The organism is Mycobacterium sp. 29Ha (assembly GCF_032883055.1).
Classification (GTDB): Bacteria; Actinomycetota; Actinomycetes; order Mycobacteriales; family Mycobacteriaceae; genus Mycobacterium; species Mycobacterium gallinarum.
Window position 1 is genome coordinate 208,411 of the sequence record NZ_JAMQTI010000006.1, and the last position, 23,347, is coordinate 231,757.

The window sequence follows — 23,347 nt, forward strand, 5'->3', positions numbered from 1 at the left end:
AATGTTCTGCAGCACTGCGCTGGCCGAGCGCATCGAGCGCGCGGAGGCAGGTCTCATCGCCGCGGGTGCTGTTGCGGCACGGCGCCGTGGCGGTGAGGGCTTCAAGATTGCGATGGCGGGTGGCGCGGCGTGCTTCGCCGGCGAGAACTCGCCGTTCAACAAGGTCGTCGGGCTCGGCTTCGGCGGCATGCCGGCCGACGCCGAATTGGAAGAGATCGAAAGGGCTTTCGCCGCGCACGGTTGCCCGACCCAGGTCGAGCTGGCGCACCTGGCCGACCCCGAGATCGCCGCGGCGCTGACAGCTCGCGGCTATCAGCTGGTTTCCTTCGAGAACGTGCTGGGCCGCCCGCTGGCCGATGCGTTGGAGCGGGTCACACCGCCCGGTGTCGACGTTCGGCCCAGTGCTGACGACGACTTCGAGACCTGGCTCGACACGCTCGTCGAAGGTTTCGCCAACCCGGACACCCAAGGCGTCGCGTCGCACGAGGAATTCCCGCGCGACGTCCTTGCCGACGCGACCCGCGACATGGCGGCGGCCGGCGCCACTCGCTATGTCGCGATGGCCGACGGAGTCCTCGCAGGTGCGGCGAGCGTTCGCTTCGCCGACCGCATCGCGCAACTCACCGGTGCCGCGACTGCTCCCGCACACCGCAGACGCGGCGTCCAGACGGCGCTGCTGGCGGCCCGGCTCGTCGACGCGGCCGCGGCGGGATGCGACATCGCGGTCGTCACGACGGCGCCCGGTTCGAAGTCCCAGGAAAACGTGCAGCGACGCGGTTTCGACCTGCTCTACACCCGCGCGATCCTGGTCAAACCCGTGCCGGAGCCAACCGCTTGAGCGCCAGCCCGCCTTCGAACGGCCGGTAACCGAACGCGGGCGGAGCGACGTAACCGGTGTCCCCCAACGGCGTTGCGACCTCATCGACCGTCGGCCCGATCTTGGCGGCAATCGGTGCGAGCTTGTCGAGATCAAAGCGGTAGAGGCGACCGGCGTTGCCGCCCAGTATCTTTCGACAGTTGTCCTCGGGCTGGTCGTGTAGCGCCCACCGGATCGCCAGCTTGGAGTGCGGCGCGAAGCCCTCCTCGTGCGGATAGTCGCTGCCCCACATGATGTGATCGGCGCCCATGTAGTCGACCATCGACTTCTCGAACGGCGTGAGTTCGGACGCCAGGTAGCAGTTGCGCTTGGCATATTCGCTCGGCGCCATGGTGAGCTCGTCGATCGACGAACCGCCGAACATTCCGTACGTACGGTTGCCCGCTTCGGTTTTCATGCTCGGCACCATGACGTCGAGCAGCATCATCTGGTTTTGCAGCCACATGGTGCCCTGCTCGGTCGGCACGAAGCGCAGCGTCGGGTGACGCTCGAACACCCCGGCGAGAACGAGATGGCTGACCGTGCGTTGCGCCCACAGCGCCATCTCGGTCACCAGCACTGCGTTCGACGCCGGCTGATCCATCGGCATCACGGGGCTGCCCGCACCCGCGTGCTGAACCAGCGTCAGGTCGAGCTCGGTACACAGCGCCCAGATCGGTTCGTAACGCGTGTGAAAGAGCGGGGCGACGTTCGGATCCCCGGGCGAGACCGCCGGCAGTAGTACGCCGCCGAAGCACTGCTGCTGCGCGCCCCAGCGGATCTCCTCGAGAGCGAGCTCGATGTCGTTGGGAAATATCTGGATCAGCCCGCGACGCCGATCCGGTGCCAGCGAGCAGAAGTCGACCTGCCACCGGTTGTGGGCCTGCACGCCTGCCCATCGGTGTTCGAACTCTTCTCGGGTGCGCGGCAGGCTGATCGTGATGTTCGGGGACGTCGGGAAGAACGGCGGCACGGTATTGGGCAGCAGCACTTCGGCGGCCACCCCGTCGGCGTCCATCTCCGACATCCGCAGCTCGTGGTCCCAGTTGCGTTTGGCGGTCGCGATGATCAGGTCGTCGAAGGGACTGATGTAGGTCTTCGCCCATGCGTCGAAATCGTCATGAAGTCGCGTGGGCAGATACTCCTTGTAGTCGTGGAGATCCGCGCCTGCGTGTGTGTCAGTCGAGATGACGACATAGCGATCGATCATGTCCCAGGTGGCTGCCATCTCCCGATCATGCTCTCCGCCGGGGCGAGCGCAGGTGAGATTCAGCGATCGTGTGGCGGGTGCTCACCAGCGGGCTCCCCACACCACCGACTCGACCGTCAGGCTGACACGGCGTCCCGTACCACCGTCGATGTCGCTCGGCGTCACCCATTCGACGGTGGCGGTGCCTGAGATATGCAGCGTCGTGCCGGTGTCGAAGTCGATGAACAGCAGCGCTGCGCTGGGGTCCACCGCGAGATTGCCGAAGCTGTTGAACATGTTGTTGCCCGGATAGTCCGGCCACCACAGGCGGTTGCCCTCGACACGGACGAATCCGGGTGGGCCGCCCCGATGGGAAGCGTCCGCTCCGCGAGACGGGTGGATGGTGCCGAGGAAGAAGGTGTCGGCGTTGGTGACGAGCTGTACGTGCTCGGGGCTGAGCGCCGGCGAACGTTCGATAGCCGGCGCGGGAGTGTCGTAATGTTCGAGATGGCGTGGGTGAATGTACTTGGGGCAGTTGCCGTATGCCTGTTCCACCGAAAGCAGCAGACTGGCCTCGCCGACATGGACGAGGGTGCCGTTGACCCGGACCCTGCGACGGGTGGCGAACTCGATGGCGAGCAAGCCGATCGGCTGCTGCACGGCAAGGTCGTGCAACGGGTCACCGGGCGACGGCAGGGCGTGGACCTTCAGCTCGCGGTCGTGCGCTTGCAGGAACCCGGTCGAGGAGAACAGCGGTGACGTCCACAGCCGGCCGTCGGCGTCACGGCCCGTCAGCACGGCGAAGTCGCGGGCTGCCAGGAAGGCACCCATGCCGCCATTCAGATCGGGAGTGGCGAGCATCGCCTCCCCGAGGCGAGCCGCCTGCACGCGGACGCCTGCGCGGTCCTGAACCGCGAGTTCTCCGTCGTGAAACCCCGTCTGTGCCGTCATTTCACATCCAGTACGGCCTTACCTGCGACTCGACGGTCGAGCAGCGCCTCTGCCGCCTTCGACACATCCTCCCACGAGGTCCGCAGACCGATCTGCGGATCGATCTCTGCAACGGCGAGCAGGTCGACGAGGTAGCTCAAGTCCGGCCCCAGCGGAGTGCGAACGGTGAACGGTTCGAGCCGCTTTCGCACGCCCAACCGTCGCTCAGCTTCGAAGTCGATGGTCGTCGGCTGGCCCGATGCCATCCCGATCGACTGCGCCGAACCACCGTCGCCGACGAGGCTGAACGCCTCCGCGAGGAGTTGCCCGCCGACGTTGTCGAGCACGCCGAACACCGGCTCGGTCACATCGGCAAGCCCAACGACCACCTCGGCAGCCCCCAATTCCACCAGACCCTCACCACGGGCGGTTGCGCCGACCGCGGCAATCACGTGGGCACCGGCTCTGGCGGCCAACTGCACCGCGAAGCGCCCCACCCCGCCCGACGCGCCGGTGATGAGCACCCGTCGCCCCACGACTGGGCCGAGTGCACGCAATGCCTGCAGGGCCGTCACACCGGCAACCGGCAGTGCAGCCGCAGAACCGAGGTCGACCGAATCAGGCAAGACAGCAAGGTTTTCCGTCGGCACCGCGCGCAGTTGCGCCCAGCCGCCGGATCCGTCGAACCCCACAACGCGGGTACCCGCGGGGGGACCCGAGCCATCGGCAGCCGCCGTCACGACGACTCCGGCGGCGTCCCAACCAGGCACCTCACCGGGTCGACGCGATTGGTCGATCCAGTGCACCTCACCGAAATTGAGGGCGATGGCATGTACCTCGATCAGGGCGTGGGATTCGGCCGGTACGGGTTCGTCGACTTCGGAGAGACGGAGTTTCGCGGGTGCATCGGGGTCATAGATGACAGCACGCATGCAACGTCTAACCGCCCGCGCGACGGGTTATTCCCCATGGATGTTCAGACCGTGAGCCGCGGCGTAGGCCAGTGCCTGCTCGATGTCGACCTTCGCGCCGCGCAGGGCCGCAGTGGTCCAGAACGTCGCGTCGGTGCGCGCCCCCCGAAGATCGGATTCTTCGAGGCGGGTCTTCTGCAGGCGGGCGCCGCGAAGGTCGGCGCCGCGCAACACCGCTTTGCGCAGGTCGGTTTCGACAAGGCTGGCCTCCCGCAGCCGACATCCGGACAGGTCGACGTTCTTCAGATCGCAACCGCCGAGGACCGCGAGCGTGAGGTCGACCTCGACCAGTTTCAGCGGGCGCATCTGACATTCGGTGAACACCGATCCCAACATGCTGCAGTGCTGAAATGTGCTGTGGTGCAGTCTGGCCCGTTCGAAACGGCAGTTACGGAATGCCGAGCCGACGTGCTCGGATTCGGCTAGATCGACACCGCGGAAGTCGCATTCGTCGAAGACCGCACGTTCGGTGCGCAGCCGGCTGAGATCCTCGTCGCGAAAGTCGTACGCGACGAACTCCCTTTCGACCCACGCCTCTTCGTTGTCACCCACCGGTTCAGCCGGGCAGCGAGGATAGCGTGTCGAGCGCGTACTCGGTGACCGCGATCAGCGCCTCGCGGCACGAGTTACGGTCTCTGGCGTCGACCGTGACCACCGGGATGTGATCAGAGAGTGCCAGCGCTTTGCGCAGCGCCTGAGTGGAATATCTTGGTGCACCGTCGAATTCGTTGATCGCGATCAGGAATGGCAGGCGGCGGGCTTCGAAGAAGTCGACCGCGGCGAAGCTGTCCTGCAGGCGGCGGACATCGACCAGGATGACCGCGCCGATGGCGCCGCGGATGAGGTCGTCCCACATGAACCAGAACCGGCGCTGACCGGGTGTGCCGAACAGGTACAGCACGAGGTCTTCGCCGAGGGTGATCCGGCCGAAGTCCATTGCCACTGTCGTGGTGGTCTTCGACGGGGTCGCATCCAGGCCGTCGACGCCTTCGGACGCGTTGGTCACCAACGCCTCGGTCCGCAGCGGCATGATCTCGGAGACTGCGCCGACGAACGTCGTCTTGCCGGCGCCGAAGCCGCCGGAGATGACGATCTTCGTCGAAGCGGCGGCCCGCTTCGCCGCGAGGTCCGTCGAGACATGCCGCCTCTCAGAGTGCCCTGAGGCCACGCAGCGTCCTTCCTATGAGATCTCGTCGTTCGTCATCGGTCTCCGAATCGCCGAGTGTGGTGTGTACCTGCAGATATCCCTGTGTCACGAGGTCACCGATCAGCACCCGTGCGACCCCGAGCGGTAGGGCCAGGCCCGCGGCGATCTCGGCGACCGAGGGGACCTCGACGCTCATCGTGAGGATTTGGCCCCGCACATCGTTTCCCGGCCAGCGCGGCGGCTTGGTCGTCGTGAGCTTCCCGATCGGTGCTTCCAACGGCAGATTCAACCGGGCCTCGGTGCGTCCGGACGTCAGCGTGTACGGCCGGACCAGACTCGGCTCGTCGTCGACCTCCCGCTCCCAGTTGTCCATCGGCCACTCACATGTGCTGGGGTGCGCGTCGCCGCGATGATTGCACCACGGCGCCCACCCGTTCCACCAGAATCGCCATCTCGTAACCGATTTGGCCGATATCGCAGTTGCGCGATGCGAGCGTCGCCAGGTTCGAGCCGTCGCCCACGCGCATCAACAGCAGATAACCGTTCTCCATCTCGACGATCGACTGCATGACGTAACCGCCGTCGAACAGCTGCGCGGCGCCCGTCGACAGACTGGCCAACCCGGAGGCGACCGCGGCCAACTGGTCGGCACGTTCGACCGGGATGTGCTCACTGGAGGCCATCAACAGTCCGTCCGCGGACACCAGGACCGCATGGGTGACCCCGGAGACTTCGTGCGCGAACTTCGAGACCAGCCAGTCGAGCGAATCGCGCTGCGTCGATCGTGGCGGGTAGGACTGGGAGGTCACTGGCTATCTGTTCCTCTGGTCTCTCGCGCGTGCGAGCGGCCCGCGTGCACACCGCCGAAGTGGCTGCTGAGACTCGCACGGACCGCATCGGGATCGCGCTGCGGTAAATCACCGACTGCGGATGATGCGTCCGGCCCCGGGGAGCCGAACTCAGCCGCCGATGCTACCTCGTCGTCGACCTCGGTGTTCCTGTGAGCGCCCTCGTCTTGGTGGTGTCCGACCTCACTACCTGCGGATTCAGCCGCGCCGGGCACCAGCCGGGCACCGGGCGCACGCACCGGCAACCCCTCCTCGGTGTGCTGCTCGACCGGAGCCTCGTCGGCGGCTTCGGCGGCCGACCAGCCGCTGTCCCACACCGATTCCCAATTCAGATCGGCGCTGTTGGCCAGCTCCGTCGGATCGACCAGCCACTCGGAGAGCATCCGCTGGTAGATCGCATCATCGGAGCCCGAGGTGGCTGACGGTTCCGCGGGTGGGACGGGTTCGGGCTGCGGTGCCGGGCTAGCCGGTGTCGCCGCAGCGGCGGCCACACTGTTGCTCGCGGCCTGCTGCCTTGCGGCGAAGAAGCCCGACGTGTCCGTCGGGCGCTCGGCGGGCGCAGAGGGTGCGCCCCATTCGCCCGTCTGGGCCGGCATGGAGTCCTCGGGCCACTCGTCTTCTGGCCACTCGTCTTCTGGCCACTCGTCCTGCGCCCATTCGGCCTGATGCGCCGACGGCGCGAGCGACGCCGGGACGTCGGAGATCCCACTGGCGCCGGGATCGCGTTGCGGCAACAACGCGATCGGTACCTCGGAATGGCCGTTGCGGTACTGCGGCTCGTCTTCGTAGTCGCCCCAGCCGTCTGAATGGTCGTCGTCCAGTGCCAACGCGGTCGCGATGCCCGCGTGCGCATCGGCCGCGTACTCCGGTTCGCCGTATTGATGCGGGGCATCCGCGCCGCCGAGCAGCTCGGGAGGGACGTAGACCCCTGCGGTCGTGCCTGAATTCGGCTCGCCCGCAATGGTGCTGCGCAATCTGACCACCAGACCGTGCTGCGCCGCCAGCCGTCCGACCACGAACAGGCCCATGTGCCGCGCGGTGTACGGGGTGACCTCACCCCCGGACTGCAGACGCGTATTGGCCACCCGCAGGTCCGAATCGGTCATACCGAGGCCGATGTCGCTGATCTCGATGACGAGGCCACCCTGACCGGTGTGCACGGCGGATACCCGTACCTGTGAAATCGGCGGCGAGTAGCGAAGTGCGTTGTCGAGCAGCTCGGCCACCAGGTGAACGAGGTCGCCCGCCACCGAGCCGGCGACCTCGCTGTCGGGCACCGTCGCGGTGACCACGCGGGTGTAGTCCTCGACCTCGGAGGCCGCCGCGTTGATGACGGCCGAAACCGGCACCGGCTCCGCCTGCTCACGCTGGACCCTCGCACCGGCGAGCACCAGCAGGTTGGCGCCGTTGCGGCGCATCCGGGCCGCGAGGTGATCGAGACGGAACAGGCTTTCCAGCCGCTCGGGATCCTCTTCGTTGCGCTCGAGCCGGTCGATGAGCGACAGCTGCTGATCGACCAGTGAGCGACTGCGCCGCGACAGGGTCTCGAACATGTCGCCGACCTGCAGCTGCAGCCGCGACTGCTCGCCGGCCAACAGCACCGCCTGCTCGTGCAGTTCGTCGACGGCGTGCGCGACCTGGCCCACCTCCTCGGAGGTGTACACCGGTATCGGATCGATCGGTCCCGGGTCGCCTCCGGCACGCACGTGCTCGATTTCGCGGGCCAGGTCGTCATGGGCCACCCGCAGCGCGCTGTCGCGCAGTCGACGCAGAGGTCGCACCAGCGACCGCGCCACCACGATGACCACGATCAGGGCGAGCAGCATCGCTCCCCCGATGATCGCCGCATCCCGGATGGCCGCCGTGCGCTGCGCGGCCGCGCGCTCATCCACCGTCGACGTCACCGAAGCGGTGGCGTCGGTGATGATCTGACTCGCGATCTGATCGGTGACCGCTTCGGAGGCACGCAGATCCGGGTTGTTGACCAGAACCGCAGCCGGATCCGACATGATCGCCAACCGCTTGACCATCTCGCCCTGCAACTGCTGGGCCTCCGCCGAACCGACGCCGAGCACTTGGCTCATCCCGAACAGCGTCGACGGCTCCGTGCCGGCCAACGCGATCATCCTGGTGCGCAGCTCGGGTTCCGGCAGTTCGCCGCCGAGGTTCACCAGCAGCTGCTGCATCATCATCTGTCCGCGCGCACCGACCGCGCGGGACAACCCGAGTGTCTCGGCCGTGATGCGCTCGTCGTCGACGCGTACGGACCCGTTGATGGCGTCCTCCGCGGTGAGCAGGATCGGCGCGTAGGTGGTCACCCGCTCGAACAGGTTGATGTTGTTGGCCGTGACCCTGTCCATCAGCGCCTGGCCGCCGTCGATCATGCTCGTGACGCCCTTGCTGACGTCGTCGGCGATGTCCGTGTCGGACAGCCGGCGCTGCAATTCCTGCCTGCTCGAATCGAACTCGGTGAGGGCGGACTGCGGATCACCGCCGGTGGAACTCGCCAACATTGCGCGGTCGAGCGCCGCCATGTAGTTCACGATCGCGGGCACCATTTCGGTGCGGTCCGCGGCACGACGCAAATCCGTTGCTTCGGTGACGCTGCTGTAGATGCGCAACCCGCCAAACACACCTGCGAGAACCAGTGGCACCAATACGATCGCAAATACTTTCCAGCGGACCGGCCAATTGGAAACCGACCAACGGCTCGGCCTCTTGGGCGGCGGCGCGGCTTTGGCTTCGAAATTTGCAGGCGCGTCGTCAGACGGTTCCACCTGCGAGAAGGCGGTCATCGACGCTCTCCCGCGTTTTCGCCCGCGTGTCGGCATTTCGGTTTTGGAGCGTGGTTCATATGCTTCCTGATAATTCGCCCGCGTCCACGGGCTGGCGGTGTGCGCCTGGCAATTGGTCGAGTATGCCAGCCGTGTCGTGCTGATTCCACAATTCTTACTGAACAGACAGAGTTCATAACTGCACGTCTAAGTCGCTTTGTGATAACAGAGCAAACACGTTTTGGACTGTCAGCCCGCCCGGCGCAATGATCTATGAATGTTCCGCGTGCTGTTCTTCTCGCCGCGCATCGCACCCAACACCGGTAACGCGATCCGAATGGTCGCCGCAACGGGCTGCGAATTGCATCTCGTCGAGCCGCTCGGATTCGATTTGTCCGAACCCAAACTGCGGCGGGCCGGCTTGGACTACCACGACCTCGCGTCGGTGACCGTGCACCGCGACTTGCCCGCCGCATGGCAAGCCATCGCACCGAAGCGCGTGTACGCGTTCACCGCACATGCCAAGGCACGGTTCGACACCGTCAGTTATGAGCCGGCAGACGTGATGATGTTCGGTCCCGAACCCACCGGCCTGGACGCGGCGACGCTGGCCGACCCGCACATCACCGCGCAGTTGCGCATTCCGATGCTCGCGGGTCGACGGTCACTGAACCTTTCCAACGCCGCAGCGGTCGTCGTCTACGAAGCGTGGCGGCAGCAGGGATTCAGCGGCGCAGTCTGAGCTTCACCACGAATCCCAGTGGGTCAGCTGCTCAGCGGGCAGCCGCTTGGCCGGACGGAAATCGGTGCCCTTGGTATAGGCGATGGGGAACAGGCCACCCTGGCGATACTCGTCGAACGGAATGCCGAGGACCTCGGCAGCCAGCTTCTCCCCCTTGCCGACCAGATGCAGCGTCGTCCACGCCGAACCGAGCCCTCGCGAGCGCAGGGCCAACATGTAACTCCAGACCGCGGGTAGCAGCGAGCCCCAGAACCCGGCGCTGCCCGCGACCGCGTCGTCCGGGCTGCCCGCAAGGCAGGGAATCAGCATCACCGGTACCTCGTGGAAATGCTCGGCGAGGTACTTCGCGGAATCCGTGACGCGCGGGCGCTGCTCGTCACGCTCGTCGCCGTAGGTGGGCTTGGGCATCTCGAGGTACCGCTCGGCGTTGTACCGGTAGATGTCGGCGAGCGCCTTCTTCTTCTCGGGATCCTCGACGAAGACCCACTGCCAACCCTGCGCGTTGGATCCGGTCGGTGCCTGAAGCGATAGCTCCAGACACTCCATCAACACCTCGCGCGACACCGGCTTCTCGAGGTCCAGCCGCTTGCGCACTGAACGTGTGGTGGTCAGGACTTCATCGACAGACAAGTTCAGGGTCACATTTGGAGACTACATTCGGCGGTATGGCAGTCGAATTCACGCAAGAAGTCACCGACCGGCTTTCAACCGATCACTCGGGATGGTTGACCACGGTGGCCAAATCCGGCCAGCCCGTGCCGCGGTTGGTCTGGTTTTACTTCGACGGCAAGGACGTCTTCGTCTATTCGGAACCCGACGCCGCGAAGGTCCGACACATCAGGAACCACCCTCGGGTCAGCCTGAATCTGGATTCCGATGGCGCCGGTTCCGGCGTCATCGTGGTGGGCGGTGCGGCCACCGTCGACGCCGAGAACGCAGATCCGTTGCAGGACACGCGATATCGCGCGAAGTACGCCGAGCTGGCGACCAGCCTTGGGTTCACCGAGGAATTCCTGTCGGCCTACAACCTGCGATTGAAGATCGACGTCGACAAGGTGTGGACCACCCCGACCGAGGGCTAGGCGGTTCGAGGCTGAGCCGACCCCGGCGGCCGCAGGGCAACGACGCTCAAGCCCACCAGTGCGATCGTCACGAACGCCGCTGCGGTCCCGACAGCATCGATCAGCAGACCGGCCGCAGGTGCGCCCAACGCCTGCCCCGCCGCGATGGTGAAGAACGACAGACCGACCCCGAACGAAGTCCGGTCCGGGTACAGCCGCACGCTCCACAACAGGAGCAGTCCCGTCAGACTGATATAGGCAGCACCGAACAGCGCGGCCGCGACCATGACCGCGACGAGGCTGGACGGCACCAGCGCCAACAGCACCGAAGCCGCGGCCATCGTCACCGTCGCCGCGATCCACGCCCGCCGCAGTCCGATGCGGCCGACGGCGTCGCCTGCCAACGCTCCGACGATGCCGGCCGCACCGAGCACGATCCACATGAGCGACGAGCGCGTCGTGTCGGCTCCACCGACCGTCGTGATCAGATCGCGACCGAAGGTCCAGACCGCAATGCTGCCGATTCCCATCATCAAGGATGCGGCGATGAGACCGAAGGAACCTGGGCGCCAGGATCGTTCGGCCGCAGCCTTGGCAGGCAGGCCCGAAGTGGACGGTACCGCCAGGATCACCGCGATGGTCACGAGGACGGCCAGGATCGCGTATACGGCCCACGCCAGACGCCACTGGGTGAAGAGCGCAAGCGCGATCGGCGCGGACAACACCACTCCGACCCCGGTACCACCATTGACGACCGTCTGGGCTCGATCCGCGGCTTCGCTGGGCACGAACTGTGCGACGGCCGCCGCCAGTGGCGGCGAGGCGATCCCGGTGCTGCACCCGGCGACCAGCACTCCCGCAGCCAGAACCCAGGCTGACGTCGCGACGGCGACTATCGAGATACCCACTGTCGCAACGACTCCGGCTGCGGCGGCGACCCATCGCGCACCGAGTCGTTCGGTCAGCACCAGGCTGACGATGATCGCGGCGCAGTACCCGACGTAGCTTCCCGCACCTATCACCCCGGTGAGCGTGGGCGTGAGCTGGAAAGCGTCGGTGAACACGGGTGCGAACAATCCGTAGGTAAACCGCGCGAAGCCATAACAGCATGCGATGAGCGCGGTTCCCGCGGCGACGAGGAAGTACACGCGACGCGTCACTTCCTCACGGTAGCGGTCAGCGTTTCACCTGCTGGGTCCGACGTTCCGCTTCGCTACGCTCAGCGAAAATCGCGGGACTTAGAACCCACCCGCATGTCGAGCTTGCCCATGCGGTCGGCGACGACGGTGACCGCGCCGGTGGCGTTCTGCACCTGTCCGCGGATCAGCAGCGCCGACGCCGTCTGCGCCAGCTTGCGATGCCGCGCCCAAACCCCGCGCGAACACAGGACGTTTACCATCCCCGTCTCGTCCTCGAGGTTGATGAACGTGACCCCCTGTGCCGTCGCAGGCCGCTGGCGGTGAGTCACCGCTCCGGCCACCAGCACCCGGGTCCCATCGGGGACCTCCAGCAGCTTGTCGGCCGGAACGACGCCGAGTGCGTCGAGGTTTCGACGCAGGAACTGGGTGGGATAGCTGTCGGACGAGACGCCCGTCGCCCACACGTCGGCGGCGGCCAGTTCCAGTTCGGTCATGCCGGGCAGCGAGGGGATCTGCGATGACGCTCCCACTCCGGGAAGCCGGTCGGCACGCTGGGTGGCGGCCGCGCCCGCGGCCCACAGCCCTTCTCGGCGGGTGATTCCGAAGCAGCCCAGCGCACCCGCGGTGGCCAGCGCCTCGGTCTGCGGAACGCTGAGCTGAATCCGCTGGGTGAGATCGAGCAGAGAAGTAAACGGCCCGTTGGTATTTCGCTCAACGACTATGCGTTCGGCCAGCTCGTCACCGATGTGTCGGACGCTGCCGAGCCCCAATCTGACGACGTTCCCTGCGTCTTCCAAGGTGGCATGCGCGAGGCTGGCGTTGGCGTCCGGTCCGTGGACGGTGACCCCGTGCCTGCGGGCGTCGGCCACCAGCGACTGCGGTGAGTAGAAGCCCATCGGTTGTGCCCGCAGCAGCGCAGCACAGAACGCCGCAGGATGATGCAGCTTGAACCACGACGAGTAGAACACCAGCGAGGCGAAGCTCAGCGAATGGCTTTCCGGGAAACCGAAGTTGGCGAATGCTTCCAGCTTCTCGTAAATCCGGTCGGCCACCTCTCCCGTGATGCCGTGCCGCGCGCGCATACCGTCGTAGAACCTGCCCCGCAGCCGCCGCATGCGTTCGGTGGAGCGTTTGGAGCCCATTGCGCGGCGCAACTGGTCGGCCTCGGCGGCGGAGAAGCCTGCGCAGTCCACCGCGAGCTGCATGAGCTGTTCCTGAAACAGCGGAACACCCAATGTCTTTCGCAGAGCGGCTTCCATCGACGGGTGGTCGTAGGTGACGCGTTCGTCCCCGTTGCGCCGCTTGATGTATGGATGCACCGACCCGCCCTGGATGGGGCCCGGACGGATCAGCGCGACCTCGACCACCAGGTCGTAGAACACCCTTGGCTTCAGCCGGGGCAGCGTGGCCATCTGCGCGCGGGACTCCACCTGGAACACCCCGACGGAGTCGGCGCGCTGCAGCATCTCGTAAACCGCGGGCTCGGACAGGTCCAGCTTGGCCAGGTCGACGTCGAGGTCTTTGTGCTCGCGCACCAGGTCGATGCAGTAGTGCAACGCTGAGAGCATACCGAGGCCGAGCAGGTCGAACTTCACTAAACCGATTGCTGCGCAGTCGTCTTTGTCCCACTGCAGCACGCTGCGGTTCTCCATGCGTGCCCATTCCACCGGGCAGACGTCGGCGATGGGGCGGTCGCAGATCACCATGCCGCCGGAATGGATGCCCATGTGCCTTGGCAGGTTGGAGATCTGCACGGCCAGGTCGATCACCGGTTCGGGGACATCATCGACATGAGTCGCTTCGGTCAGGTTGCCCCACTGGCCGATCTGCTTACTCCACGCATCCTGTTGCCCCTGGGAGAAGCCCAGCGCGCGGGCCATGTCGCGCACGGCGCTGCGGCCCCGGTAGGTGATGACGTTGGCCACCTGGGCGGCGTAGTCGCGGCCGTAGCGGTTGTAGACGTACTGTATTGCGTTCTCGCGCAGGTCCGATTCGATGTCGATGTCGATGTCCGGAGGTCCGTCGCGCGCCGGAGACAGGAACCGCTCGAACAGCAGCTCGTTGGCGATCGGATCGACGTTGGTGACGCCGAGTGCATAACAGACGGCCGAGTTGGCCGCCGATCCCCTGCCCTGGGCCAGGATGTTGTTCTCTTTGCAGAATCGAGTGATGTCGTGAACCACCAGGAAGTAGCCCGGAAATGTCAGCTGTTCAATGATTTTCAGCTCGTGCTCGATCTGGGCGTATGCCCGCTGGGCACGCTCGGGCGGGCCGTACCGGTTCCGGGCCCCCGTCATGACGAGATGTCTCAGCCAGCTGTCTTCGGTGTGCCCCTTCGGGACATCGAAGGGCGGCAACTGCGGGGCGATCAGCGCGAGCCCGAACGCACACTGCTCGCCCAGCTCGGCCGCCGCCGTCACCACCTCGGGACGGTGTGCGAAGAGTTGCGCCATCTCCATTCCCGACCGCAGATGCGAACCGCCCAGCGGGGCAAGATAACCGGCCGCCTCATCCATGGAATGCCGAGCGCGGATCGCACCCATGGCCATGGCCAGCCTGCCGCGTGACGGTTCGGCGAAGTGAGCGCCGGTGGTGGCGACGACGCCGAGGCCGAACCTGGGCGCCAGTTCGGCGAGTGCGCCGTTGCGTTCGTCGTCGCAGGGATGTCCGTGGTGAGTGAGCTCGATGCTGACTCGGTCACGGCCGAACCGGTCGACCAGATCGGCGATTGCGGTGGCCGCCGCCTCCGGTCCGCCTTGGGAGAATGCCTGGCGGACATGCCCTTTACGGCATCCGGTGAGGATGTGCCAGTGTCCGCCCGCCGCCTCGGTCAACGCGTCGTAGTCGTAGCGCAGCTTGCCCTTCTCGCCGCCCGCCAGATGTGCCTTTGCGAGCTCGCGCGACAGTCGCCGGTATCCCTCCGGACCGCGAGCCAGCACCAGCAGATGCGGACCCGGCGGGTCCGGGTCCTCGGTGCGGTCGCCACCGCCGAGTGACAGTTCCGCGCCGAACACCGTCTGCATGTCGAGTTCCTTGGCGGCCTCGGCGAAGCGCACCACCCCGTAGAGCCCGTCGTGATCGGTCAGCGCGATGGCACGCAGATCGAGCCTGGCGGCCTCCTCGACGAGTTCCTCCGGCGTGCTGGCGCCGTCGAGGAAGCTGTACGCCGAATGCGCATGCAACTCCGCATACGGCACCGACGATCCGGAGCGGTCGATGTCCAGCGGCTCGTAGGACCCGCGCTTGCGCGACCAGGCCGGACTGTCTCCGCCGTCGCCGACCTGCTGGTCGATGGGCCAGCCGGCACGGCGCGGTTTTGCCCCTCCGGCGGACCGGAGCGACCGGCCTGAGAGCACCCGCTCCATTTCCGTCCAGCTCGGCGGTCCGGTATGCCAGCCCATCCACGCAGTGTATCGAACACATGTTCTAATCGCAGCCGGGGACCGCACCGCTACTCGGAGTCGGGCGGGTCTGGGTCGCTGCGCAGGAGTTCTTCGGGGTGGTGGGCGTGGTTGATGTCGGGGGGTCGGGTTCCGTTGGTCCATGCCAGTCGTCCGGTGTCGGTGATCGTGGTGTGCCATCGCCCCTTGCTGACTGCTGTGTGGTCGGGCCCGCAGGCGAAGAACAGCATGTCGGCGTCGGTGGCACCGCCTGCGGCCCAGTCGACGCTGTGGTGGACCTCGCTGTGATATCCGGGCGCGAGGCAATTCGGGCGGGTGCAGCCGCCGTCGCGTGCGTAACAGATGATGCGTTGGTCAGCGGTGGCCACCCGCTTCTGGCGGCCCAGGTAGATGGGGCGCTCGCTGTGGTCCTCGAACACCGCCAGGTAGTGGATCCCGTCAGCGGCCATCCGGATCAGGTCCCGCATCGGCAGTGCGGTGTCCCCGCCGGTGCGCGCCGGCGACGGCATCGGCACATCGGGATCGTGCACGGCGTGGGCGGCCTGGTTGAGCTCGGCCAGCGTGGTGCGCGCGATCACCGTGACCGCATGCCCGCGATGGGAACCCATCTCCCCGGAGGCGATGCCCAACTTCAGGCCGAGTTTGATGCCGTCGTGACACCGCTGGGACGCGCTGCGGTCATCACGATCCTCGGCCGGGGTGCCGTCGGGCAGATGTCGGCCCGGGCGCACCGCGGCCGTCGCTGTCTCGACATAGCAGCGGGTTTCGGGGTCGATCCACCCCGACAACCGCGACATCCCATCAGGGCCCTGCGGACCCAGCACCATGGAGCGCCGACGCTGCCGGTCGGCCTCATCGAAGTCGCCATCAGGGTTGAAGATCTCATCGATGCGGCGGCCGGCGGCCTTGACGATCTCGGCGTCGTTCTTGACCGCCTCGCGGACCAGGCTGCGTTCAACCTCCACCCGGTCAGCGGCCGACACACACGACGGCAACCTTTCGATGGCGTTCCTGATCACCCGCAGGTGGTCCTCGCCGATATCGCCGGACTCGACTGCGGCAGCCACCAGCGGCAGTTGCGGTGGCAGCGCGGGTCCGGCGAGTTGGCGGCGCGGGGAAATCCGCGCGGCCACCTTCATGCGCCGCTTGATCTCATCGACCGGGATCCGCAACCGCGCCCACAAGCTGTCGACCACACCGCCCACCAGACCCGTCTCATCGGGCGGGTCGGCGAGTTGACCGAACACCCGATACATCAACCCCCGATTGGTGCGCTCCTGGGTCTCGAGGCGTTCGGCCATCTCCACCCGAAACGCATTGCCCACCTCGTCAGAGGACAACTCCCGTATCTGGGCATAGGCGGCATCTACCTCATCGAACAGCACGCGAAACCGCTCACGTGCCGCTGCTCCGGTGACGAATTCGCCCATACCACAACGCTAACGACACCCACCTCCCCAAACAGCCGCCCCGAACCCCAGAACCCCCAGCCTGTGGATCAACCCGTGATTGGGGATAACTCAGTCGAAGGTCACCACGAGGCGACCGACCACATCGCCGCGTGCCAACGCCTCGAGTTTCTCGTTGACGTCATCAAGACGCAGAGTGGTGACGGTGTGCTTGATCAGGCCCTGGCTGGCGAGCGACAGCACTTCGGCGAGATCGTCGTAGTTCCCCCAGAACGAGCCGAAGTACGACCTCTCCCCGTTCGTGAACGGCAGCAGCGGCAACACCACCTTCTGCCCCATCAGGCCCACGCAGGTTATCGCGCCCTCGCGGGCCAAAACCGCCGCCCCCAACTGCAAGCCGTCTTCGGCTCCAGCGCAATCGAGGATCGCGTCTGCCTCCCGCCGACCCGTCATGTCCTCGAGGACATCGGCCACCTCGTCCGCCGTCTTCCCGCGGGTGTTGATGGTGTGATGCGCACCGTTTTCCATTGCCAGGGCTAGCTTTTCGTCGCTACGCGCGAAGGCCACCACCGTCGCACCGCCACCGAGCAGGCGCGCGTACTGAACCCCGTAACTGCCCAGACCGCCGATGCCGTTCACAACGACCGTGCGACCCGCACCGACCTTCCCCGCCTGCCGCAGCTTCTTCATCCCGCGATACGGCGTGAGCCCGGCGTCGGTCAGCGGCGCCAGCGTTTCGGGCCGGGAGTCGAGTCCGTCCCGAACAGCGATGACGTGGCGATAAGGCACGGGCATGTACTCCGCGAAACCGCCCGGCGGACCGAAGCCCGCCATCTGTCCGTTTGCGCAGATCTGTTCGTTGCCTTCGCGGCACTGTCGGCACGTCCCGTCCCCCCAATTCGGGTTCACCACAACCAGATCGCCCTCGGATAGACCCGCGACGCGGGGCACGTCGGCACCCACCGCGGCGATGCGCCCCGCCACCTCATGCCCGGGGATGATTGGTGCCTTCAATGGCGCACCCTGGGTGAAGTAACCCTCCATGAGCTGACAGTCGCTGCGGCACATGCCTGTCGCGGCCACCTTGACGAGCACATCGGCCGGCCCGACGTCGGGAACCGGAACTTCCTCGATGCGCAGGGGCTCGTTGTAGTCGTGCATTATGGCCGCGCGCATCTGCATGAGACCAATACAACCGCAGCGCGACCCGCGCGAGTGGCGCATTCGTGCTCAGATCGTGCCCGTTCTAACTCATGCTGTCGGACAGCGTGCGCCGCTCGAAGAACTCCGGGCTGCTGAACCGTCGGATCACCATCAACACCGCACCGAGCAGCAGGATCCCGAAGCCCATGAAGAACACCAGGCCGATGCCGCCGATCGCGGCGCCGCTACCGTTCTCCGGATTCATGCTCTCCTGCACCGAGATCACGAAGACCGCGGCGAGCATGATGCCGCCGAGCAACGGGAAAAGGAACTTGAACACGATGTTGTGGACGTTGCTGAACAGCTCTTTGCGGAAGTACCACACGCACGCGAACGCGGTGATGCCGTAGTACCAGCAGATCATGATGCCAAGCGCGGCAATGGTATCCAGCAGCACCCGCTCGGACAGCAGGCTCACGAGCGTGTAGAACGCACCCGTCACCACTCCGGCGACCACGGTGGCATACGACGGCACCAGAAATCGCGGGCTGACACTGGCGAAGCGCTTCGGAAACGCGCCGTAAGCACCCATTGCGAGCATGGCCCGCGCAGCGGGCAGGAAGGTCGTCTGCAGGCTGGCCACCGAGGACGCGAGCACCGCCAGGAAGAGCAGCGGTCCGGCCCAGCCCAGCACCGGATCGGCCAACGCGCCGAATACGTTGTCCGCGTTCCCCTCGTTGCCCAGGCCCAGGCCCTCGACGCCAACGCCGGCGTACATCATCACCGCGACGGCGATCAGCAGATAGGTCACCAGGATCGATAGCACGCACAGCAGTCCGGCGCGGCCGGGAACCCTCGTGGGGTCTTTGGACTCCTCGCCCAGCGTCAGGCAGGTGTCCCAACCCCAGAAGGCGAAGATCGATCCCGTCACACCGATCACGAAGGCGCTCAGCACAAGCCCGGTGAACGGGTTGAACCAGTCCAGGTCGAACGAGAGACCGGCAGGCGCGTCGCCCCGTCCGACGAGGATGAACGCCGCGACCGCGAAAGCGATCAGCACCGTCATCTGAAAACCGACCAGGACGTACTGCACACGCTCGCTGGTGGTGATGCCACGGCTCGCGATCAACGTGGCGATCGCGATCAACACGAGCGTCGTCACGATGTTGATCACCTTATTGTCCGCGAGGTCGGCGATCGACGGGTTGTCGAGCACCCGCGCGATGAACAGATAGAGGAACTCGACGGCGATGGCGGCCAGATTGGACAGCACGATGATGGTCGCGATCACCATCCCCCACCCGCACATCCAGCCGACGTACGGTCCAAAAGCCTTGGTGGACCAGGTGAACGACGCTCCGCAGTCGGGGGCGCGTGAGTTCAGCTCGCGATAGGCGTAAGCGGTCAGGAACATCGGGATGAACCCGGCGATCAGGATCGCGGGCATCTTCAGTCCGACCGCCGCCACGATCAGACCGATGCTCGCCGTCAGCGTGTACCCGGGCGCGACCGACGAGATACCCAGTACCGCACCGGAGAAGGTGCCCACCTTGCCTGCGGCAAGCCCCTTCGAGACGAGACCTGCCGACTCTTCGGCGATCTGCAGTTGCTTGTCCGCGGCGTCGCTCACGGCAGGTCCGCGGCGTCGAACTGATCCCTCGGAACGACCACCATCGGAACTTCGAGTACCCGCAACATCTTCGCCGCCGTCGACCCCAGGAACAGGCGCTTGGGTGCGCTGAGCCGACTCGATCCGACCATGATCACGTCGCCGTCCCGCCATTGGAGCTTGCTGACCGCCTCCTCGACCGTGCGACCGTCGACAATCGTCGACGTCACGGGAAAGTCTTCGGGTAGTTGGCTTTTGGCCGCCTCGAGCGTGTGCTCGGCGTGAGCGAGCGCACGCCCACGCACCGCGTCGTCGTCGCCGCGAAGCGTCCCGAACATCGGGTCCAGCGAAACCAACGACACCAGCCGCAACGGAGTCCCCGCCGCTCGGCTGAAGCTAACGGCGGTTTCGAGCAGCAGATCCGCGCCCGCACGCTCGCCGATCGCGCACGTCACCTCCCGCACCCGATTCTCTGACCAATGGCGGCTGCCCCGCGGCGCCACCGCGACAGGCACCGGCGCCGAATGCAGAAGCTCGTTGACGACCGATCCCAACGAGTAGGGGCCCGCCAGCCCGCCACCAGAGCCGCCGACGACGATGAGGTCGGCCTGCACCCGTGCCGCTTCCTTGATCAGACCGTCGGCGTAGGAGTCGTCGAAACTGACGTGGGTCCCCGCGACGACGTCGGCGGGAATCATCGCGCGGGCTTCGGCAAGCCAGTGCTCGGCCTGCTCGGCGAGATGCTCGTCGTAGCCACCGACCGGAACCAGCGAGGGCACCATCCGATCCGGCGGCAAGATGATGCTCACCCCGAGTTCGGCGCCGAGCGTGCGGGCGAGCCGCACCCCGAGTGCCAGCGCGTCGGCGCCTCCCGGCGTTGCCAGGTAACCAACGATCAGTTTCATAGCCGTACCACCCTCCATCTCGCACACCGATGTCCGGACGTCGTGGGGTGAATCCTGTCAACGCGGAACCCTGGTTACCGCCGTTTGAGGGAAATTGGCCGCCGGCGCAGCGTCAGGAGCTGTATTCGGCGGTGCCGTCCTCGAGTACCAGCCGCGTGTTCGAGCCGTCGGGATTGGCGGCCTCGGTGCGGAACACCGCATGCCCCGGCTCGGTCCGCCAGATCGACGTCGTGAGAGTTTCGCCGGGAAACACCGGCGACGTGAACCGGGCTGCGACGGCACTGACTTTCGTCGCGTCACCGCCACCGAGGTCGGCGACGAGCGCTCGTCCTGCGACACCGTAGCTGCACAGACCGTGCAGGATCGGCTTGGGGAAGCCGGCCAGCTCGCGGGCAAACCACGGATCGCTGTGCAGCGGGTTGCGGTCCCCGGACAGCCGATAGATCAGCGCCTGGTCCTCGCGGGTGGGCAGCGCGATCGTCGAATCCGGTTCGCGGTCAGGGATTTCCGGCGCCGCGGGACGCTGGCCAGGCTGGCCGCCGAATCCACCCTCACCGCGGATGACCGCCGTGGTGTGCGTCTCGGCGATCACCTCACCGGAGTCGGGATCGGTGCCCGTTGCCTTGAGCATGACAACCGCATTCTTGCCCTCACCTTTGTCCTGAATGTCGGCGACTTCCGCTACGACGCTGAGCTTGCCCGCCGGCGGCAGGGGTTTGAACAACCGGATCCCCTGGGATCCGTGCAGCAGCATGGCGAAGTTGAAGCTGCCGATCATGGCGGCGGCTGCGAACGGCAAACAAGCGATGACGGCATAGGTCGGCAGCACCTGTTGTGGAGTGTCGTGGGTGTTCTCTGTGGTGAACGCCAGATCGTCGAGTCCGGCGCCGACGCCGAGTGCATAGAGCATCGTGTCGCGGTCGGTCCATTTGAAAATCTGCGGTTCCGTCTTTGCGCCTATGGCATTCGGATCGAGCGGCATCGAGGCTCCCTTCGCTGGTGTGTCGGACGATACACAGCACTGTCGGCCGAGCCGACAATCCGGCCACGTCGGCCGAGCCGACAATCCGGCCACGTCGGCCGAGCCGACAATCCGGCCACGTCGGCCGAGCCGGCGATCCAGCCACGTCGGCCGAGCCGACAATCCAGCCATTGACGTATCCCTCGTCAGGGGTGACCATGGCTCGCATGCGTTATGTCGTTACCGGCGGTACTGGGTTTATTGGCAGACGCGTGGTGTCGCAGATTCTGGCGAGCCGCGAGGACGCCGAGGTGTGGGTCCTGGTCCGCCGAGAGTCGCTCGAGCGGTTCGAGCGGTTGGCCGCCGAGGGTGAGCATCCATGGGGCGAACGAGCGAAGCCGCTGGTCGGCGACCTCGCCTCGGCGGACCTCGGGCTGACCGACGAGACCGTCGCCGAGCTGGGCACCGTGGACCACGTCGTGCACTGTGCGGCGATCTACGACATCACCGCCACCGAGGCCGACCAGCGTGCGGCCAATGTCGACGGCACTCGCGCCGTCATCGACCTCGCCCTGCGCCTCGGCGCGACCCTGCACCACGTGTCGTCGATCGCGGTGGCCGGCACCTATCGAGGTGAATTCACCGAGGACGATTTCGACGTTGCGCAGGAGCTCCCGACGCCCTATCACCAGACGAAGTTCGAAGCCGAGCTGCTGGTTCGATCAACGCACGGGCTCCGGTACCGGATCTACCGGCCCGCCGTCGTCGTCGGCGATTCACGCACCGGTGAGATGGACAAGGTCGACGGGCCGTATTACTTCTTCGGCGTGCTGGCCAAGTTGGCCCGATTGCCCGGCATCACGCCGATGGTGCTGCCCGACACCGGCCGCACCAACATCGTCCCGGTGGACTATGTAGTTGAAGCGGCTGTCCATCTCATGCACAAGCCCGACCGCGACGGGCAGACGTTTCATCTCACCGCTCCGAAAACCATTGGGCTGCGAGGGATCTACCGCGGGGTGGCCAAGGCCGCGGGTCTGCCACCGCTGGTGGGTTCGCTGCCGCGCAGCGCAGCCACACCGATTGTGCGGGCCACCGGGCGCGCCAAGATCCTGCGCAATATGGCGGCCACCCAGCTGGGCGTTCCCGCCGCGGTGCTCGATGTCGTCGACCTGATGCCGACGTTCACCTCCGACAATGCCGATGAGGCGTTGCGCGGCACCGGCATCACCGTGCCCGAATTCGCCACGTACGCATCGAAGTTGTGGCAGTACTGGGCCGAGCACCTGGACCCCGACCGTGCACGCCGCGACGATCCCGCCGGCCCGTTGGTGGGCAAGCACGTCGTCATCACAGGCGCGTCCAGTGGGATCGGGCGTGCGTCCGCCGTGGCCGTCGCCGAACGTGGGGGATGCGTATTCGCGTTGGCGCGCAACGCCGAAGCGCTCGACGAGCTCATCGCCGAGATCCGCGAGGCCGGTGGGCAGGCGTACGCCTTCACCTGCGACGTCACCGACTCGACATCCGTCGAGGCCACGGTCAAGGACATCCTCGGGCGATTCGGGCACGTCGATTATCTGGTGAACAACGCGGGCCGGTCGATCCGTCGCTCGGTGGCGGCGTCCACCGACCGCCTGCACGATTACGAACGCGTGATGGCGGTCAACTACTTCGGGTCGGTGCGGATGGTGCTCGCCCTCCTACCGCACTGGCGCGAAAGGAAGTTCGGGCACGTGGTCAACGTGTCCAGCGCCGGCGTGCAAGCCAGCAGCCCGAAGTACAGCGCGTACATCCCCAGCAAGGCCGCGTTGGATGCGTTCGCCGAAGTCGTTGGCAGCGAGACCCTTTCCGACCACATCACCTTCACCAGCATCCACATGCCGTTGGTGAAGACGCCGATGATCGCGCCGTCGCGGCGACTCAACCCGTTACCGCCGATCACCGCCGAGCATGCTGCGGCGATGGTGGTGCGCGGGCTCATCGAGAAGCCCGCAAGGATCGACACCCCGGTCGGGACACTGGCCGACGTCGGCATGTACTTCACCCCGAAGCTGTCGCGGCGGGTACTGCATCAGATCTACCTGGGCTATCCGGATTCGGCGGCCGCCCGAGGCGAGGTATCCGAATCCACGCCGGAACGTCGCCCGAAACGACCGGCACGCGCCGCGGTGCCCAAGGTCCGCGTCCCGCGGGCGATGGCACGCCCCGCCAAGCGCGCCCTGCGCCTGGTGCCCGGCGTGCACTGGTGAGCGGGCTGGTCCT

At 66.4% G+C, this 23,347-nt stretch carries 20 protein-coding genes; 4 read left to right on the forward strand and 16 right to left on the reverse strand.

Annotation, left to right across the window (positions count from 1 at the left end):
* Position 1 precedes the first annotated feature (1 nt).
* Positions 2–838 (forward strand): GNAT family N-acetyltransferase, encoded by an 837-nt coding sequence (locus M1248_RS10210; RefSeq protein ID WP_317148247.1) that lies wholly within the window; start codon positions 2–4, stop codon positions 836–838.
* Here M1248_RS10210 and M1248_RS10215 read toward each other — a convergent pair.
* From M1248_RS10215 to M1248_RS10250, 8 genes are all read right to left on the reverse strand, one after another.
* On the reverse strand, positions 810–2,084 hold the full coding sequence (locus M1248_RS10215) for an amidohydrolase family protein (RefSeq protein ID WP_317148248.1): 1,275 nt from the start codon (positions 2,082–2,084) through the stop codon (positions 810–812). The two genes, M1248_RS10210 and M1248_RS10215, sit on opposite strands and share 29 nt — an antisense overlap.
* A 63-nt stretch (positions 2,085–2,147) precedes the next feature.
* Complete coding sequence (locus M1248_RS10220; protein WP_317148249.1) at positions 2,148–2,996, reverse strand: pyridoxamine 5'-phosphate oxidase family protein; 849 nt, start codon at positions 2,994–2,996, stop codon at positions 2,148–2,150.
* A complete protein-coding gene (locus tag M1248_RS10225) occupies positions 2,993–3,907 on the reverse strand; it encodes a zinc-binding dehydrogenase (RefSeq protein ID WP_317148250.1) in 915 nt (304 codons plus the stop codon). The genes M1248_RS10220 and M1248_RS10225 overlap by 4 nt, the downstream gene beginning before the upstream one ends.
* Before the next feature lie 27 nt (positions 3,908–3,934).
* On the reverse strand, positions 3,935–4,498 hold the full coding sequence (locus M1248_RS10230) for a pentapeptide repeat-containing protein (RefSeq protein ID WP_317148251.1): 564 nt from the start codon (positions 4,496–4,498) through the stop codon (positions 3,935–3,937).
* Positions 4,499–4,502: 4 nt separating this feature from the next.
* Entirely contained in the window at positions 4,503–5,039 is a 537-nt protein-coding gene (locus tag M1248_RS10235) for an ATP/GTP-binding protein (protein ID WP_317148290.1), read from the reverse strand.
* Between the two features lie 55 nt (positions 5,040–5,094).
* Positions 5,095–5,466 carry a DUF742 domain-containing protein gene (locus M1248_RS10240; protein ID WP_163735827.1) on the reverse strand — a complete coding sequence of 124 codons (372 nt, stop codon included), beginning with the start codon at positions 5,464–5,466 and terminating at the stop codon, positions 5,095–5,097.
* A 7-nt stretch (positions 5,467–5,473) separates the two neighbouring features.
* Entirely contained in the window at positions 5,474–5,902 is a 429-nt protein-coding gene (locus tag M1248_RS10245; RefSeq protein WP_317148252.1) for a roadblock/LC7 domain-containing protein, read from the reverse strand.
* A complete protein-coding gene (locus tag M1248_RS10250; RefSeq protein WP_317148253.1) occupies positions 5,899–8,736 on the reverse strand; it encodes an ATP-binding protein in 2,838 nt (945 codons plus the stop codon). The genes M1248_RS10245 and M1248_RS10250 overlap by 4 nt, the downstream gene beginning before the upstream one ends.
* A 256-nt stretch (positions 8,737–8,992) precedes the next feature.
* Here M1248_RS10250 and M1248_RS10255 point away from each other — a divergent pair, with 256 nt between their 5' ends.
* Positions 8,993–9,457: a tRNA (cytidine(34)-2'-O)-methyltransferase gene (locus tag M1248_RS10255; protein ID WP_163735818.1), complete on the forward strand. Its 465-nt coding sequence runs from the start codon at positions 8,993–8,995 to the stop codon at positions 9,455–9,457.
* 3 nt (positions 9,458–9,460) lie between these two features.
* Here the strand turns inward: M1248_RS10255 and M1248_RS10260 are convergent, their stop codons facing one another.
* Positions 9,461–10,099, reverse strand: a complete 639-nt coding sequence (locus M1248_RS10260) for a nitroreductase family protein (RefSeq protein WP_163735815.1) — start codon at positions 10,097–10,099, stop codon at positions 9,461–9,463.
* Positions 10,100–10,122: 23 nt separating this feature from the next.
* On the opposite strand from M1248_RS10260, the gene M1248_RS10265 reads away from it, so the two are divergent.
* The gene (locus M1248_RS10265; RefSeq protein ID WP_163735812.1) at positions 10,123–10,539 is read left to right on the forward strand and encodes a TIGR03667 family PPOX class F420-dependent oxidoreductase; all 417 of its coding nucleotides are present in this window, start codon (positions 10,123–10,125) and stop codon (positions 10,537–10,539) included.
* On the opposite strand, the gene M1248_RS10270 is transcribed toward M1248_RS10265, so the two are convergent.
* The 7 genes from M1248_RS10270 to M1248_RS10300 form a co-directional block, all read right to left on the reverse strand.
* Positions 10,536–11,678, reverse strand: coding sequence for an MFS transporter (locus M1248_RS10270; RefSeq protein WP_232076395.1), 1,143 nt, complete (start codon positions 11,676–11,678; stop codon positions 10,536–10,538). The two genes, M1248_RS10265 and M1248_RS10270, sit on opposite strands and share 4 nt — an antisense overlap.
* Before the next feature lie 59 nt (positions 11,679–11,737).
* Positions 11,738–15,058: an error-prone DNA polymerase gene (locus M1248_RS10275; RefSeq protein ID WP_317148254.1), complete on the reverse strand. Its 3,321-nt coding sequence runs from the start codon at positions 15,056–15,058 to the stop codon at positions 11,738–11,740.
* Between the two features lie 50 nt (positions 15,059–15,108).
* A complete protein-coding gene (locus tag M1248_RS10280; protein ID WP_317148255.1) occupies positions 15,109–16,488 on the reverse strand; it encodes a 13E12 repeat family protein in 1,380 nt (459 codons plus the stop codon).
* Positions 16,489–16,578: 90 nt separating this feature from the next.
* On the reverse strand, positions 16,579–17,649 hold the full coding sequence (locus tag M1248_RS10285; protein WP_317148256.1) for an NAD(P)-dependent alcohol dehydrogenase: 1,071 nt from the start codon (positions 17,647–17,649) through the stop codon (positions 16,579–16,581).
* Between the two features lie 64 nt (positions 17,650–17,713).
* The gene (locus tag M1248_RS10290; RefSeq protein ID WP_317148257.1) at positions 17,714–19,240 is read right to left on the reverse strand and encodes an APC family permease; all 1,527 of its coding nucleotides are present in this window, start codon (positions 19,238–19,240) and stop codon (positions 17,714–17,716) included.
* Positions 19,237–20,124: a universal stress protein gene (locus M1248_RS10295; protein WP_163735799.1), complete on the reverse strand. Its 888-nt coding sequence runs from the start codon at positions 20,122–20,124 to the stop codon at positions 19,237–19,239. Before M1248_RS10295 ends, M1248_RS10290 begins: the two co-directional genes overlap by 4 nt.
* Before the next feature lie 112 nt (positions 20,125–20,236).
* Positions 20,237–21,106: a MaoC/PaaZ C-terminal domain-containing protein gene (locus M1248_RS10300; protein WP_163735795.1), complete on the reverse strand. Its 870-nt coding sequence runs from the start codon at positions 21,104–21,106 to the stop codon at positions 20,237–20,239.
* A 206-nt stretch (positions 21,107–21,312) separates the two neighbouring features.
* Between M1248_RS10300 and M1248_RS10305 the strand changes: the two genes are divergently transcribed.
* Positions 21,313–23,334: an SDR family oxidoreductase gene (locus tag M1248_RS10305; protein WP_317148258.1), complete on the forward strand. Its 2,022-nt coding sequence runs from the start codon at positions 21,313–21,315 to the stop codon at positions 23,332–23,334.
* Positions 23,335–23,347 lie beyond the last annotated feature (13 nt).